The organism is Pseudomonas sp. NPDC089422 (assembly GCF_044749405.1).
Lineage (GTDB): Bacteria > Pseudomonadota > Gammaproteobacteria > Pseudomonadales > Pseudomonadaceae > Aquipseudomonas.
The window spans coordinates 175,599-190,385 of the sequence record NZ_JBIVHW010000004.1 but is presented as its reverse complement, the minus strand read 5'-3'; the positions used below and the strand labels follow the sequence as shown (position 1 = coordinate 190,385).

Below are 14,787 nucleotides of genomic sequence, written 5' to 3'. Positions count from 1 at the left end.
ATCATCAGTTCAGCGAATGGCAGCAGCGCGCATTGGTGCATCCAGCCCCACCAGGGTCTCGATCATCGCCCGTGCCGCCGGTGACAACCGGTAGCCGCTGCGGCTCACCACCCCACAGCGCACGCTCAGGATCTCCAGGGCCGGTGGCAGGTTGCGCCAGTGCAGGCGCACCAGGCGCCCGCTGGCGAGGTCGTCGGCCACGGCTTCTTCGCTGGCCGTGCCCACGGCATCGCTGGCCAGCACCACGCTGCGCAACACCGCCAGGTGCTCGGTCTGCAGGTGCGGGATGAAGTCGCTGCGCCCGCTCAGGTTGGCCAGGCGCTTGCGCACGCCAGGGGCGAGCAGGGCGCTGGCCAAGGGGTAGGCGAACAGGTCGTTGGTCGACAGGCTGTCCTTGGTCAGCAGCGGGTGGCCGGGGCGGCAGAAGAACAGCCCGGGGCGCGGCGTGAGCGGTTCGGTGTGGAAGTTGGGGTCGGCTTCGAAGGGGCGGATGTCATCGACGAAGAACTCGATCTGCTCGCGGCGCAGGGCCTGGCCCAGGCGCTCGGCATTGTCCACCACCAGCGCCGTACGGATGCCGGGGTGGCTGGCGATGAAATGTTGCAGCGCTTGCGGGACCAGGCGCACGGCCAGGGCCGGGCCGCTGCCGAAATGCAGTTCACCGGCGTCGAGCTTGGTCATCTGTAGCACTTCGTTGCTCAGCTGAGTGGCGCCTTGCACCAGGCGGCGGGCGTGCTGCAGCACGACCAGGCCTTCCGGGGTCGGGGGCAGGGCTTTGCTGGCGCGGTCGACCAGGGGGCAACCGAAGGTGTGTTCAAGGCCCTGGATGGCCCGGCTGAAGGCGGGTTGGGTGATGCCCATGGCTTCGGCGGCACGGACGAAACTGCGGTATTCGGTGAGGGCGATGAAGTAGCGCAGTTGGCGAAGGTCCATGTCGAGGCTCTGCGGCGGGAAACAGGGCTCGATTTAAGCGGTTACTTAATATATCGTCAAAGAAGGTTTATTGATTTATTTATTCCTTTTAATTATTTAACGGCAGCTGGCCTCTTCGCGGCTAAAGCCGCTCCTACAGCCGCGAAGAGGCCAGCGCATTCAAAGCAGATTCAGCGGGTAGCTCACGATCAACCGGTTCTCATCGAACGAGTTGGTGCTGAAGTCCCGGCGCATGGTGGAGTTGCGCCATTTCACCGACAGGTCCTTGAAGGTGCCGGACTGGATCACATAGGCCAGCTCGGTCTCCCGCGCCCATTCCTTGCCGTCTGTCACGCCGCCGGCGGTGACGTTGTCGCCCTTGATGTAGCGGTTCATCAGGGTCAGGCCGGGAATACCGACGCTGACGAAGTTGAAGTCGTGGCGTACCTGCCAGGAGCGCTCCTTGGCATTGTCGAAGCTTGAGTTGTAGCTGTCGTTGGCCAGGGTCCCACCACTGGTGCCGTTGACCCGCAGCCAGGCATTGTCACCGCTGACCTTCTGCAGGCCGACGTAGAAGGTGTTGCCCTTGTAGCGCGCTGACAGCATTGCCGAGGCGGTCTTGTTGTCCAGCTGGCCGGCGCGTTCCGCGCCATCTTCCTTGCCCCAGAAGTAGCCCAGGTTGGCACCCAGGGTCCATTCGCCCAACGGCTGGCTGTGCAACAGGTTGAGGTACTGCTGGCGGTAGATGTCCTTGAGCTGGGCGTCCCACAGGCCAATCATGGTGCGCTTTTCGTTGAAGGTGTATTCACCGCCGCCGAAGTTGAAGCGGTCGGAGGTGAAGGCCGCGCGGCCATTGAGCGACATGTCTTCCATGCTGGCGTCGTTGCGCGGGCTGTTGCCGCGGAACTGGCCGGCATACAGGGTCAGGCCTTCGATCTCTTTCGAGGTGAGCTGGCCACCGCGGAAGGTCTGTGGCAACGAGCGGCCGTCGTCCGAGCGCAGGATCGGCAGTACCGGCATCCATTCGCCGACTTTCAGTTCGGTCTCGGACAGCTTGGCTTTCAAGGCCACGCCCAGGCGGCCGAAGTCGTCGGCGGGGCGGCCGTCGTCATGCACCGGCAGCAGCTGGGTGTTGGTGGTGCCTTTGCCGCCATCGAGCTTGACCGAGTACAGGCCCAGCACGTCCACGCCGAAGCCGACGGTGCCCTGGGTGAACCCGGAGCGGGCATCGAGGATGAAGCTCTGGGTCCATTCTTCGGCCTTGCCTTGCGGGTAGGCCGGGTCGACGAAGTTGCGGTTGATGTAGAAGTTGCGCAGGTTGAGGCTGGCCTTGGCGTCCTCCATGAACCCGCCATTGTCGGCGGCGTATGCAGGCAGGGCGCAGGAAATGGCCAACAGGCCGGGCAGCAGCTGGCGTGCGGGTTGCGAAGTGCTCATCTGTCGTAAATCTCTTGTTTTTATGGGCGAACCGCTGCGCTGCAGGATGCGGCCTGCAGGCGCGGGTCTTTTGATGAACTTGCGAAGCGTTGCGTAGGGGATGGTGCGGGGCAGGGCGCGGGTGAGGCAATTCGCCGCAAACGGTATTGGGCGATAATCGAACGCTATGTTCCGTCTGGTTAATTTTGCTCAACAAAAAGCCCAGCGCGAGGCTGGGCTTGTGGCTGTTGCCGGTCGGTCAGCGCTTCGGTGTGTCCACCGAAGCCTGCTGGTTGGCCTGGCCAGTCTGCTCGTACCAGCCGCCGCCGAGTGCCTTGTACAGGTTGACCTCGCTGGTCAGCTGCGAGAGGCGGTCGGTGATCAGCGACTGCTGCGACGAGTACAGGTTGCGCTGGGCATCGAGGAAGGTCAGGTTGCTGTCGATACCGATGCGGTAGCGGCGTTCGGCCAGGCGGTAGTAGTCCTGGTTCGCCTGCACCAGGTCGCGTTGCGCCTGCAGCTGCTGCTCGAAGGTCTTGCGCGCCGCGAGGCCATCGGAGACTTCCTGGAAGGCGGTCTGGATGGTCTTTTCGTACTTGGCGACGTTGATGTCCTTCTGGATCTTCGAGTAGTCCAGGCTGGCCTTCAGGCTGCCGGCGTTGAAGATCGGCAGGTTGATCTGCGGCTGGAACAGCCAGGTGCCCTGGCCGCCTGCGAACAGGTGGCCCATGTCGGGGCTCAGGCTGCCGGCATTGGCGGTCAGGCTGATGCTCGGGAAGAACGCTGCACGGGCTGCACCGATGTTGGCATTGGCGGCCTTGAGCAGGTGCTCGGCTTCCTGGATGTCCGGGCGACGCTGGAGGATGTCCGACGGCAGGCCGGCCGGTACTTCGGCCAGCTGGTCGGCATTGAGCTCCAGCGGCTTGGCCAGGTCGGCCGGAATGCCGGTGCCCAGCAGCACGGTCAGGGCGTTGACGTCCTGGGCGACCAGGCGCTGGTACTGCGAGTACTTGACCCGGGCGCCTTCCACGGCGGTGCGCGACTGGCTGACGTCGAGCGCCGAAGCCACACCGACTTCGTTGCTGCGACGGGTCAGGTTGTAGCTTTCCTCGTAGGTCTTGAGCGTCTCTTCGGTCAGCTTGAACAGCGCCTGGTCGGCCTGCCAGGTGTAATAGGCGTTGGCCACGCTGGCCACCAGGGCGATCTGCGTGGAACGGCGCGCCTGTTCACTGGACAGGTAGGTTTCCAGGGCCTGCTCGGTCAGGCTGCGCACGCGGCCGAACAGGTCCAGCTCATAGGCACTGACACCCAGGGTGGCCGAGTACTGGCTGGTGATGCTGGACTCACCAGTGGTCGACATGTTCGCCGGCACGCGCTGGCGGCTGCCGCTGCCGGTGGCCGAAACCGCCGGGAACAGGTCGGCACGCTGGATGCGGTACTGGGCGCGGTAGGCGTCGATGTTCAACGCCGCCACACGCAGGTCGCGGTTGTTCACCAGCGAGGTCTGGATCAGCTGCTGCAGTGCCGGGTCATGGAAGAACTGGCGCCAGCCCTGTTCGGCGGCGGCCACGTCGGCCGACTGGGTCGGCGAATACGCAGGGCCTTGCGGCCACTGCGCGGCCACCGGCGATTCCGGGGTCTGGTAGTCAGGGATCAGCGAGCAGCCGCCGAGAATGAAAGCGGTTACCGCCAGGGACAACAAAGACTTGGTCATTGCCCAGCCTCATAACGTGGAGTTTCAGGGGTGGCGTCCTGTTCCGGCTCTTTGCTGCCGAACAGCGACGACACTGCGACGAAGAATAGCGGTACCCAGAAGATTGCCAGCACGGTCGCACTGATCATGCCGCCGATCACGCCGGTGCCGATGGCGTGCTGGCTGCCGGCACCCGCGCCGCTGGCGATGGTCAACGGTACCACGCCGAGGATGAACGCCAGCGAGGTCATGATGATCGGGCGCAGACGCATGCGGCACGCTTCGATGGCCGAGTCGTACAGGCTGCGGCCCTGCTCGTGCAGTTCCTTGGCGAATTCGACGATCAGGATCGCGTTCTTCGCCGCCAGGCCGATGGTGGTCAACAGGCCGACCAGGAAGTACACGTCGTTGGACAGCCCGCGCAGGCTGGTGGCGATCAGTGCACCGATGATACCCAGCGGTACCACCAGTACGACGGCGATCGGGATCGACCAGCTTTCGTACAGCGCTGCCAGGCAGAGGAACACGAACAGGACCGAGAGGGCGAACAGCGCCGGCATCTGCGAGCCGGAGAGTTTTTCCTCGTAGGACATGCCGGTCCAGGAGAAGCCGACACCGGCTGGCAGTTCGCCAGCAATGCGCTCGACTTCGGCCATGGCTTCACCGGTACTGTAGCCCGGCGCCGGGGCACCGAGGATTTCCATCGCTTCGACGCCGTTGTAACGCGACAGCTTCGGCGAACCGTAGGTCCATTCGCCCTTGGCGAAGGAGGAGAACGGTACCATCTCGCCGGCGCCATTGCGCACGTACCACTTCTGCAGGTCTTCCGGGCTCATCCGCGAGTTGGGTTCACCCTGGATGTACACCTTCTTGACCCGACCGCGGTCGATGAAGTCGTTGACGTAGCTGGCACCCAGGGCAATCGACAGGGTGTTGTTGATGTCGGCGATGGTCACGCCCAGGGCGCTGGCACGTTCGTCATCGATGGTCAGCTGGTACTGCGGTTCATCGTTCAGGCCGTTCGGGCGCACGGCGCTGAGGATCTTGCTTTGTGCGGCCTTGGCCAGGAACTGGTTGCGCGCTTCCATCAGCTTGGCATGGCCGACACCGCCGCGGTCCTGCAGGAACACGTCGAAGCCGGTGGCGTTACCCAGTTCCAGCACCGCAGGCGGGGCGAAGGCGAACACCATGGCATCGCGGAAGGTGAAGAAGTGTTTCTGGGCGCGCTGGGCAAGGTTGAACACGCTGTTCTCGGCCGAACGCTCGTCCCACGGCTTGAGCATGATGAACGCCATACCGGAGCTCTGGCCACGGCCGGCGAAGTTGAAGCCGTTGACGGTGAATACCGACGCTACGGTGTCGGATTCTTCCTTGAGCAGGTACTCACGCATCTGGTCGACCACCACCTGGGTGCGCTCGGCACTGGAGCCGGCCGGCGTCTGCACCTGGGCGAACAGTACACCCTGGTCTTCTTCAGGCAGGAACGCCGTAGGGATGCGGGCGAACAGCCAGATCATGCCGACCACGATCAGCGCATAGGCCAGCAGGAACGGCACCTTGTTGCGCAGGATCGCGCCAACGCTGCGCTCGTAACCGTTTACGCTGCGGTCGAAGTTGCGGTTGAACCAGCCGAAGAAGCCACCTTTGGCGGTGTGGTGTTCGCCTTTCTTCAGCGGCTTGAGCATGGTGGCGCACAGGGCCGGGGTGAAGATCAGCGCCACCAGCACCGACAGGCCCATGGCCGAGACGATGGTGATGGAGAACTGCCGGTAGATCACACCGGTGGAGCCGCCGAAGAACGCCATGGGCAGCAGTACCGCCGACAGCACCAGGGCGATACCCACCAGGGCGCCCTGGATCTGGCCCATGGAACGCTTGGTCGCCTCTTTGGGCGGCAGGCCTTCCTCGGACATGACCCGCTCGACGTTCTCCACCACGACGATGGCGTCGTCCACCAGCAAGCCGATGGCCAGGACCATGGCGAACATGGTCAGGGTGTTGATGCTGAAGCCCGCGGCGGCAAGGATGCCGAAGGTACCCAGCAACACCACCGGAACAGTCATGGTGGTGATGATGGTGGCGCGGAAGTTCTGCAGGAACAGGTACATCACCAGGAACACCAGGACCACGGCTTCGATCAGGGTGTGGATCACGCCGCTGATCGATTCGGTGACCACCGGGGTGGTGTCATATGGGAATACCGCTTTCACCCCAGGCGGGAAGAACGGTTCCAGGTCGGAAATGGTCTTGCGCAGGGCCTTGGCAGTGTCCAGGGCGTTGGCGCCAGTGGCCAGTTTTACCGCAAGGCCGGAAGCCGGCTTGCCGTTGAACTGTGCGCTGACCGCGTAGTTTTCGCCGCCCAGGCCGACCTGGGCAACATCGCCCAGACGCACTTGCGAACCGTCGGTGTTGACCTTCAGCAGGATCTTCTCGAACTGCTCGGCGGTCTGCAGGCGGGTCTTGCCGATGATGGTAGCGTTCAGCTGGGTACCCGGCATGGCCGGCAGGCCGCCGAGCTGGCCGGAAGACACCTGCACGTTCTGCGCGGCAACCGCAGTCTTGACGTCGACCGGAGTCAGCTGGAACTTGTTCAGCTTGGCCGGATCGAGCCAGATTCGCATGGCGTACTGCGCACCGAACACCTGGAAGTCACCCACACCGGCAGTCCGCGAAATCGGGTCCTGCATGTTGGAGACGATATAGTTGGCCAGGTCGTCCTTGGTCATGCTGCCGTCTTCGGACACCAGGCCGATCACCAGCAGGAAGTTCTTCACTGCCTTGGTGACACGGATACCTTGCTGTTGCACTTCCTGCGGCAGCAGAGGGGTGGCCAGGTTCAGCTTGTTCTGCACCTGGACCTGGGCGGTGTCAGGGTTGGTACCCTGCTCGAAGGTGGCGGTAATGGTCATGCTGCCGTCGGAGTTGCTTTCCGACGATACATAACGCAGGTTGTCGATACCGTTGAGCTGCTGCTCGATGACCTGCACCACGGTGTCCTGCACGGTCTGCGCCGAGGCGCCCGGGTAGGTCACGGCGATGGCGATGGCCGGCGGTGCGATGCTCGGGTACTGGTTGATCGGCAGCTTCAGGATCGACAAGGCGCCGACCAGCATGATCACCAAGGCGATCACCCAGGCGAAGATCGGGCGATCGATAAAGAACTTCGACATGGTTTACTCCGCTTTGGCGTCTGCTTTGGCCGCGTTGGCCTGATCAGGGCTGCCTGGCTTCTTGACGTTGGTGGCGTCGCTGACCTTGACCTCGACACCAGGGCGTACGTACTGCAGGCCTTCGGTGATCAGGCGGTCGCCCGGGTTCAAGCCGTCCTCGATCAGCCAGTCGCTGCCCAGGGTACGGCTGGCCTTGAGCTGGCGCAGTTCGACCTTGTTCTCCTGGTTGACCACCAGTGCGGTCGGTGCGCCCTTGAGGTCGCGGGTCACGCCCTGTTGCGGCGCCAGGATGGCGTTGGCGTTGACCCCGGCCTTGAGCCGCGCATGCACGAACATGCCAGGCAGCAGGGTGTGATCGGGGTTGGGGAACAGCGCACGCAGGGTCACCGAGCCAGTGGTTTCGTCGACCGCGACTTCGGAGAATTCCAGGCGGCCTTCCTGCTTGAACAGGCTGCCGTCTTCCAGTACCAGCTGCACCGAGGCGGCGTTGTCGCCGGCCTTCTGCAGCTGGCCGCTTTCCAGGTCACGGCGCAGCTTGAGCAGCTCGGCGGTGGACTGGGTGACGTCGACGTAGATCGGGTCGAGCTGCTGGATAGTGGCCATGGCGTTGCTCTGGCCGTTGCTCACCAGTGCGCCTTCGGTGACCGAAGAGCGCCCGATGCGGCCGCTGATCGGTGCCAGGACCTTGGTGTAACGCAGGTCGATCTGCGCGCTTTTCAGCGAAGCTTCGGCCTGCAATCGTTTGGCACTGGCATCGTCGTATTCCTGTTTCGATACCGCCTGTTCGTTGACCAGCTGCTTGTAGCGCTCGGCCAGCGACTTGGTGGATTGCAGGTTGGCCTGGGCGTTGGCCAGGGTGGCCTCGTACACGGCAGGGTCGATCTGGTACAGCTGCTGGCCTTCCTTGACCTCGCTGCCTTCCTTGAACAGGCGCTTGAGGATGATGCCATTGACCTGCGGGCGCACTTCGGCGACGCGGAAGGCGCTGGTGCGCCCCGGCAGTTCCGAGGTCAGGGTGAAGGACTGTGATTGCAAGGTGACGACGCCGACCAGAGGAGCCTGCGCTGCGGGCGCGGCTTCTTCTTTCTTACAGCCACTTAGCAGGGTTGCCAGGGCGACGGCGGAAACCAGAGCGGTAACGGCTGGCTTGAATTGCATGAGGATCCTCGGGTCGCAAGAGCAGGGAGACGCTCAAGAGTAATGGAAGAGTCTTGTCAGAAAAAAACTATCCGGTGGATAAATAGCTTGCTAAGGAATATACTTACATTCATGGTTGTTTGTAAATACCGCTGGGTAGTACTTGGCTACTACCGCAGCCCTTGATTAGCCCATCCGGGAGGCACCCTGCAGAGGTGACCCCGGCGGATTCCCCGCGAGCGCAGCGTAGCGGGCCCAGATGAGGTTGTACTGCCATGGTCCGTCGAACCAAAGAAGAAGCCCAGGAGACCCGCGCCCAGATTATCGAGGCAGCGGAAAAGGCCTTCTACAAGCGCGGGGTTGCGCGAACCACACTGGCCGACATCGCCGAGCTGGCGGGCGTGACCCGGGGGGCGATCTACTGGCACTTCAACAACAAGGCGGAGCTGGTACAGGCGCTGCTCGACAGCCTGCATGAAACCCATGACCACCTGGCGCGGGCCAGTGAAAGCGAAGACGAGCTGGACCCGCTCGGCTGCATGCGCAAGCTGTTGCTGCAGGTGCTCAACGAGCTGGTGCTGGACGCCCGTACCCGGCGTATCAATGAAATCCTGCATCACAAGTGCGAGTTCACCGATGACATGTGTGAAATTCGCCAGCAGCGCCAAGGCGCGGTGCTGGACTGCCATGTGGGCATAGACCTGGCACTTGCCAATGCCGTTCGCCGTGGTCAGTTGCCGGCGGAGCTGGATGTCGGGCGCGCTTCTGTCGCCCTGTTCGCCTATGTCGATGGCCTGATCGGGCGCTGGTTGCTGCTACCGGACAGCTTCGATCTGCTGCGCGACGCGGAAAAATGGGTCGACACAGGGCTGGATATGCTGCGCTTGAGCCCAGCGCTTCGCAAATGACACTTTGTTAAGGATTGTGAGGGAGTGTTTCCCTCATGTATTAAGTGAGCATTAATGCCTTACGGCAATCCTGCAGCACGCTCCTACAAAAAGTGCGCAGGCGTCAGCGGCCGCGTAACTGCCGGTCAGGCAGCGCCAAGGCTGCCAGCAGCCCCAGCAGGGCAATTCCCGCACTGCCCAGCAACAACTGGCGGAACGTCTCCAGCAGTCTCATCTGCGTGTGTGGGTCCGCCTCGCCGGCCTTGAGGCTCCCCAGCAGCGGGTTGCCCAGCAACTCGAAACCGCCTTGCTGCAGCAGTGCCAGCAGCAGGCTGGACATGCACGCCACACCCATGGCTCCCCCCAGTGAGCGGAACAGGTTGGTGGTGCTGGTGGCCACGCCGATATCCTTGCTTTCCACCGCGCTCTGCGTGCCCACCAGCGAGGTGGGGAACTGCAGGCCACAGGCGACGCCGGTCAGCAGCATGAACACGGCACTGAGCAAGCCAGACTGCGGTGGGGTGATGGCCATGGCGAAGATTGCCACGGGCATCAGCACGGCGCCCGCCAGAATCTGTGGTTTGAAGCGCCCGGTGCGGCTGGTCATGCGGCCGCCGGTGAACGCGCCCAGGGGCAGGCCCATGGCCAGTGGCAGCAGGTGCAGCGCGGCGCTGTCGGCACCAGCGCCGGTAATGCCCTGGTAACGCAGCGGCATCAGCATGGTCAGCGAAATCGACTGGAAGCTGGCGAAGAAGATCACCCCCCAGCACAGCACGGCCACCCGGTTGCCGAAAAGGCCCATGGGCAGCAGCGGTTCCTGGCAGCGCCGCTCATGGCCAATGAACAGACTCAGGCCTAGCAAAGCGCAGGCGAACAGGGTCAGCACGGCGGGTGCGCTCCACGCCTGGCCTTGGCCGACCAGCGTGATGCCCAGCAGCAGGCTGCCCAGGCCGAGGATCATCAGCGCCGCGCCGAGGTAGTCCACCCGGGCCTGGCGGTGCTGCACCGGCATGCCGGCCAGGGCGCGACGGATCGCCCATAGCGCGACCAGGCCCAGCGGCAGGTTGATCCAGAATACCCAGCGCCAGGACAGGTACTCGGTCAGCCAGCCGCCGAGCACTGGCCCGGCCACGCTGGCCACGGCATACATGCTGCTGAAGTAGCCCTGGTAACGGCCCCGTTCACGCGGTGGCACGAAATCGCCGATGATCGCCTGGCTCACCGACACCATGCCGCCGGCACCAATGCCTTGCAGCACGCGCGCCATGACCAGTTGTTGCATGTCCTGGGCCAGGGCGCAGGCAATCGAGGCCAGGGTGAACAGGCTGATGCCGGTGAGGATCATGCGTCGCCGGCCATACAGGTCGCCGAGCTTGCCGTAGATCGGCACGGCCACGGTCATCGCCACCATGTAGCCGGAAATCACCCAGGCCAGCAGGCCGACATCGTTGAACTGCGCCGAGATGGCCGGCAGGGAGACAGCGACGATGGTCTGGTCGAGGGCTCCGAGGAAGATCGCCAGCATCAGGGCGGTCAACACGTTGCGCAGGACGGTCGGGGGCAGGGCGGCAGTCACGGGGGTACCTTGTCTGGAAGGGCGGCGCGAATAGCGGGATTGTAACCCGAGTTAGGTAGCTTCCTATGTACTATCTGCATCGCCTATGCAAGATCGGCATTGGCGCATTCATCCAGAGCTGCATGGCTGCGTGATATTGTTGGTATGCCACAGAGGCTGTAAGCCGCGGCCCGCACCAGCTTGGTGCAACTTTTTGGCCCACGGTTTGTACGCCGCTGTCTCCCACACCTTTTATTCCTCTGCCTGCATGTCGAGCATGACCGCCCAGATGGCGACGGTTGGAACAGGTCAGGTAGACCCGATTCAGGGGTCGGTAGCAACCGTTCAATTTCTACATATATAAGCGGAGTGATCATGCCCAAGGCTTCCCATCAAGATCTGCGTTTTGCCTTCCGCGAGCTGCTCGCTTCAGGATCCTGCTATCACACCGCCTCCGTGTTCGATCCAATGTCGGCACGCATCGCTGCCGACCTGGGCTTTGAAGTCGGCATCCTCGGCGGTTCGGTGGCTTCGTTGCAGGTGCTGGCGGCACCGGACTTCGCCCTGATCACCTTGAGCGAGTTCGTCGAGCAGGCCACCCGCATCGGCCGCGTGGCGCAACTGCCGGTGCTCGCCGATGCCGACCACGGTTATGGCAATGCGCTCAACGTCATGCGCACGGTCATCGAACTGGAGCGCGCCGGCGTGGCTGCGCTGACCATCGAAGACACCCTGTTGCCTGCCCAGTTCGGGCGCAAGTCCACTGACCTGATCTCGGTCGAGGAGGGCGTGGGCAAGATTCGTGCGGCCCTGGAAGCGCGCGTCGACTCGTCGCTGTCGATCATCGCCCGGACCAACGCCGGCGTGCTCACCACCGAGGAAATCATCGTCCGCACCCAGAGCTACCAGAAGGCCGGGGCCGACGGTATCTGCATGGTCGGGGTGAAGGATTTCGAGCAGCTGGAACAGATTGCCGAGCACCTGACCGTGCCGCTGATGCTGGTGACCTACGCCAACCCCAACCTGCGCGACGACGAACGCCTCGCTCGCCTTGGCGTGCGTATCGTGGTCGATGGCCATGCCGCCTACTTCGCTGCGATCAAGGCCACCTACGACTGCCTGCGCCTGCAGCGCGGCCAGCAGAACAAGTCCGAGAACCTCAGCGCCACCGAGCTCTCGCACACCTACACCCAGCCCGAGGACTACATCCGCTGGGCCAAGGAGTACATGAGCGTCGAGGAGTGATTGGCGTGGCGCCAATCAACTAACGGACGGCACTCAAGGTTGCGGTGTGGGGCACGCAGTGTTCCTGCTCGCAACGATTGGCCGCGCTGGGCTGGCTGCGCAGCAGCTCGACGCGCCAGCAAGCCGAGCCATACAGCGCAGCGACTGCGGTCAGGGCCATGACCAGGGCGACTCTTCTGGACTTGATGCCCATGGTGCTCACCTCCTGTTACTGCACAGGTGACACCCTAAGCATAGTCAATACAGGTCGCGGTCCCACTCCGGTTCGTCCTTGAACCGTTGCACCAGAAAATCCAGCATGCTGCGCAAGGTCGCCGGCATATGCTTGCGCGAGGTGTAGACCGCGTTCAGGTTCAGTTCCCGTGGACGCGCGTCAGGCAGCAGGCGTACCAGGGTGCCGCTGCGCAGTGCCGTGGCCGCCTGGTAGGTTGGCAGCATGGCGATGCCGGCACCGGCCAGTGTCGCGTTCTGCAGTGTCATGACCTCGTTGGCGCTGATGTTGCCTTGCACCGGCACGGCGATCGGCTGGCCGTCCACCTCGAAATGCCACAGGCTGTGGCCGAAATAGGCATGGGTCAGGCAGTTGTGCTGGCTCAGGTCCTCGACCCGCTGCGGCGTGCCGTGCTCGCGCAGGTAGGCGGGTGCTGCACAGATCACCGAGCGGCACACGGTCAGGCGCCTGGCGATCAGGTTCGGGTCCAGATCGTTGCTGGTGCGGATAGCCAGGTCGATACGCTCGTCCACCAGATTGACCGTGCGATCGAGCATCTGCAGTTCAACCTTCACGCCGGGGTAGCGCCGCACATAATCGGCTACCGCATCTGCCAGCTGCGCCTGGCCAAACGACGTACTGACGCTGATGCGCAGGGCACCCTTCGGCGCATCTTGCGGCTGTTGCACGGCCGATTGCAGGTCGCCGGCCAATTCCAGCAACTGCCGGCAGCGCGGCAGGGTTTCCTGACCGGCGGCAGTCAGGCTGAGCTTGCGCGTGGTGCGCTGCATCAGCCGTGCGCCGACCCAGTCCTCCAGTTCGGCCAGGTAGCGCGACACCACTGGCCGCGACAGCTGCAGGTGGTCCGCCGCTGCCGACTGGCTACCGAGGTCGACGACGGTGACGAAAACGCGCATGGCGTTGAGACGGTCCATGATTTGCCCGATTTCAGAAACAAACTATGTCTGAGCATCGCATTTTTTGTCATGGATCGGGCAACTAAGCTGTTGCCCATCGTTCATCCGTCAGGAATCACCATGTCGCTCTTCACTCCCTTGCGTGGCCTGCTGCTGGCCTGCATTACCCTGGCCGGCCCGGTACTGGCCGCCGAGCCGTTGCAGCTCGAGGTCTACAACCCGGGGCATCAGGCCATTTTCCCGGTCAGCTCGGTGATCGTCAGTGGCGAGAAAGAGGCCATCCTGGTCGATGCCCAGTTCGGCAAGGCCCAGGCCGAGCAATTGGTGCAGCGCCTGCAGGCCAGTGGAAAACGCCTGACCACCATCTACATCAGCCACGGCGACCCGGATTACTACTTTGGCCTGGACACCGTGACCCAGGCCTTCCCCGACGCCAAGGTGCTCGCCTCGGCAGCCACGCTGGCCCATATCCGCCAGACCATGGACGCCAAGCTGGCGTACTGGGGGCCGCAGATGGGCGCGGACAAACCGGCACGGCTGGTGCTGCCGCAAGCGCTGCACGGCCATAGCCTGATGCTGGAAGGGCAGTCGCTGGAGGTCGTCGGCCTGGATGGCCCGCAACCGGATCGCAGTTTTGTCTGGATTCCGTCGATCAGGGCGGTGGTCGGAGGTGTTGTGGTTTCGCAGAACATTCACGTGTGGATGGCCGACACCCAGACGGCCAAGTCCCACGCCGACTGGCTTGCCACCTTGATGAAGATCGAGACCTTGGCACCGCGTACGGTGGTGCCTGGCCATTACCTGGGCCAGAGCAGCCACTCACTCGACGCCGTGCGCTTCACGGCGGGCTACATTCGCGCCTTCGATGCCGAAGCGGCCAGGGCGAAGGATAGCGGCGCGTTGATTCAGGCGATGAAGCAGCGCTACCCCGCGCTTGCCGACGAGAGTTCGCTGGAGCTCGGCGCGAAGGTCGCCAAGGGCGAAATGAAGTGGTAATTCCGTTCAACTGACAGGAGCATTTTCGATGAGCAAGATCGCAATCATTGGTGCCACCGGCCGTGCCGGCAGCCAATTGCTGGAGGAGGCCCTGCGCCGCGGCCACAGTGTGGTGGCCATTGCCCGTGACCCGTCGAAGCTGCAGGGGCGCGAAGGGGTAACCACCCAGGCAGTGGATGCCAAGGACAGTACAGCCCTGCAGCAGGCGGTAGCGGGTGTCGACGCGGTGCTCAGTGCGGCGCATTTCTCCACCATCGAGCCCCACGCCATCATCGAGCCGGTCAAGCGCGCCGGGGTCAAGCGCCTGCTGGTGGTGGGCGGCGCAGGCAGCCTGCTGCTGCCTTCCGGGCACCGCGTGATCGACAGCCCGGACTTCCCGGAAGCCTACAAGGCTGAGGCCAGTGCGGGGGTGCGTTTTCTCGATGCGCTGCGCCAGGAACCGACACTGGACTGGACCTTCCTGTCGCCATCGGCGGAGTTCGTCGAAGGCGAGCGCAGCGGGCACTACAAACTGGGCAAGGACCATCTGCTGATCGGTGCGGATGGCAAAAGCACGATCACCTTTGCCGATTTTGCCATTGCCATGCTCGATGAACTGGAGAAACCGGCGCACCCGCGCCAGCGCTTCACCGTCGGCTACTGAGACGG

12 protein-coding genes are annotated in these 14,787 nt (G+C 63.5%); 4 read left to right on the top strand and 8 right to left on the bottom strand.

Annotation, left to right across the window (positions count from 1 at the left end):
* Positions 1-9 precede the first annotated feature (9 nt).
* The 5 genes from ACIPZ8_RS09490 to ttgA all read right to left on the bottom strand — a co-directional run bounded on the left by ACIPZ8_RS09490 (position 10) and on the right by ttgA (position 8,349).
* Positions 10-933: a LysR family transcriptional regulator gene (locus tag ACIPZ8_RS09490; RefSeq protein WP_400721924.1), complete on the bottom strand. Its 924-nt coding sequence runs from the start codon at positions 931-933 to the stop codon at positions 10-12.
* 159 nt (positions 934-1,092) lie between these two features.
* The gene (locus tag ACIPZ8_RS09485; protein WP_400721921.1) at positions 1,093-2,349 is read right to left on the bottom strand and encodes an OprD family porin; all 1,257 of its coding nucleotides are present in this window, start codon (positions 2,347-2,349) and stop codon (positions 1,093-1,095) included.
* A 238-nt stretch (positions 2,350-2,587) separates the two neighbouring features.
* Complete coding sequence (locus ACIPZ8_RS09480) at positions 2,588-4,042, bottom strand: AdeC/AdeK/OprM family multidrug efflux complex outer membrane factor (RefSeq protein WP_400721918.1); 1,455 nt, start codon at positions 4,040-4,042, stop codon at positions 2,588-2,590.
* Entirely contained in the window at positions 4,039-7,191 is a 3,153-nt protein-coding gene (gene ttgB / locus ACIPZ8_RS09475) for a multidrug efflux RND transporter permease subunit TtgB (RefSeq protein ID WP_400721915.1), read from the bottom strand. The genes ACIPZ8_RS09480 and ttgB overlap by 4 nt, the downstream gene beginning before the upstream one ends.
* A 3-nt stretch (positions 7,192-7,194) precedes the next feature.
* The gene (gene ttgA, locus ACIPZ8_RS09470; protein ID WP_400721912.1) at positions 7,195-8,349 is read right to left on the bottom strand and encodes a toluene efflux RND transporter periplasmic adaptor subunit TtgA; all 1,155 of its coding nucleotides are present in this window, start codon (positions 8,347-8,349) and stop codon (positions 7,195-7,197) included.
* Between the two features lie 254 nt (positions 8,350-8,603).
* Between ttgA and ttgR the strand changes: the two genes are divergently transcribed.
* The gene (ttgR, locus tag ACIPZ8_RS09465; protein ID WP_110636002.1) at positions 8,604-9,236 is read left to right on the top strand and encodes an efflux transport transcriptional regulator TtgR; all 633 of its coding nucleotides are present in this window, start codon (positions 8,604-8,606) and stop codon (positions 9,234-9,236) included.
* Positions 9,237-9,339: 103 nt separating this feature from the next.
* Here the strand turns inward: ttgR and ACIPZ8_RS09460 are convergent, their stop codons facing one another.
* Complete coding sequence (locus ACIPZ8_RS09460; protein WP_400721908.1) at positions 9,340-10,791, bottom strand: MDR family MFS transporter; 1,452 nt, start codon at positions 10,789-10,791, stop codon at positions 9,340-9,342.
* A 354-nt stretch (positions 10,792-11,145) separates the two neighbouring features.
* Here ACIPZ8_RS09460 and ACIPZ8_RS09455 point away from each other — a divergent pair, with 354 nt between their 5' ends.
* Entirely contained in the window at positions 11,146-12,015 is an 870-nt protein-coding gene (locus ACIPZ8_RS09455; protein WP_027917915.1) for an oxaloacetate decarboxylase, read from the top strand.
* Between the two features lie 19 nt (positions 12,016-12,034).
* Here ACIPZ8_RS09455 and ACIPZ8_RS09450 read toward each other — a convergent pair whose 3' ends face one another.
* On the bottom strand, positions 12,035-12,208 hold the full coding sequence (locus ACIPZ8_RS09450) for a hypothetical protein (RefSeq protein ID WP_400721905.1): 174 nt from the start codon (positions 12,206-12,208) through the stop codon (positions 12,035-12,037).
* 44 nt (positions 12,209-12,252) lie between these two features.
* Positions 12,253-13,161 carry a LysR family transcriptional regulator gene (locus ACIPZ8_RS09445; protein ID WP_400721902.1) on the bottom strand — a complete coding sequence of 303 codons (909 nt, stop codon included), beginning with the start codon at positions 13,159-13,161 and terminating at the stop codon, positions 12,253-12,255.
* A 102-nt stretch (positions 13,162-13,263) separates the two neighbouring features.
* On the opposite strand from ACIPZ8_RS09445, the gene ACIPZ8_RS09440 reads away from it, so the two are divergent.
* Both ACIPZ8_RS09440 and ACIPZ8_RS09435 read left to right on the top strand, forming a co-directional pair.
* Positions 13,264-14,139: an MBL fold metallo-hydrolase gene (locus tag ACIPZ8_RS09440; RefSeq protein ID WP_400721900.1), complete on the top strand. Its 876-nt coding sequence runs from the start codon at positions 13,264-13,266 to the stop codon at positions 14,137-14,139.
* A 28-nt stretch (positions 14,140-14,167) separates the two neighbouring features.
* Positions 14,168-14,782, top strand: coding sequence for an NAD(P)-dependent oxidoreductase (locus ACIPZ8_RS09435; protein WP_400721897.1), 615 nt, complete (start codon positions 14,168-14,170; stop codon positions 14,780-14,782).
* Positions 14,783-14,787: the final 5 nt, after the last annotated feature.

Bases quoted from the DNA above. Each gene is read 5' to 3' on its own strand.
- ttgA (WP_400721912.1), bottom strand. From the start codon at position 8,349: ATGCAATTCAAGCCAGCCGTTACCGCTCTGGTTTCCGCCGTCGCCCTG.
- ACIPZ8_RS09480 (WP_400721918.1), bottom strand. From the start codon at position 4,042: ATGACCAAGTCTTTGTTGTCCCTGGCGGTAACCGCTTTCATTCTCGGC.
- ACIPZ8_RS09455 (WP_027917915.1), top strand. From the start codon at position 11,146: ATGCCCAAGGCTTCCCATCAAGATCTGCGTTTTGCCTTCCGCGAGCTG.
- ttgR (WP_110636002.1), top strand. From the start codon at position 8,604: ATGGTCCGTCGAACCAAAGAAGAAGCCCAGGAGACCCGCGCCCAGATT.
- ttgB (WP_400721915.1), bottom strand. From the start codon at position 7,191: ATGTCGAAGTTCTTTATCGATCGCCCGATCTTCGCCTGGGTGATCGCC.
- ACIPZ8_RS09445 (WP_400721902.1), bottom strand. From the start codon at position 13,161: ATGGACCGTCTCAACGCCATGCGCGTTTTCGTCACCGTCGTCGACCTC.
- ACIPZ8_RS09450 (WP_400721905.1), bottom strand. From the start codon at position 12,208: ATGGGCATCAAGTCCAGAAGAGTCGCCCTGGTCATGGCCCTGACCGCA.
- ACIPZ8_RS09490 (WP_400721924.1), bottom strand. From the start codon at position 933: ATGGACCTTCGCCAACTGCGCTACTTCATCGCCCTCACCGAATACCGC.
- ACIPZ8_RS09485 (WP_400721921.1), bottom strand. From the start codon at position 2,349: ATGAGCACTTCGCAACCCGCACGCCAGCTGCTGCCCGGCCTGTTGGCC.
- ACIPZ8_RS09440 (WP_400721900.1), top strand. From the start codon at position 13,264: ATGTCGCTCTTCACTCCCTTGCGTGGCCTGCTGCTGGCCTGCATTACC.
- ACIPZ8_RS09435 (WP_400721897.1), top strand. From the start codon at position 14,168: ATGAGCAAGATCGCAATCATTGGTGCCACCGGCCGTGCCGGCAGCCAA.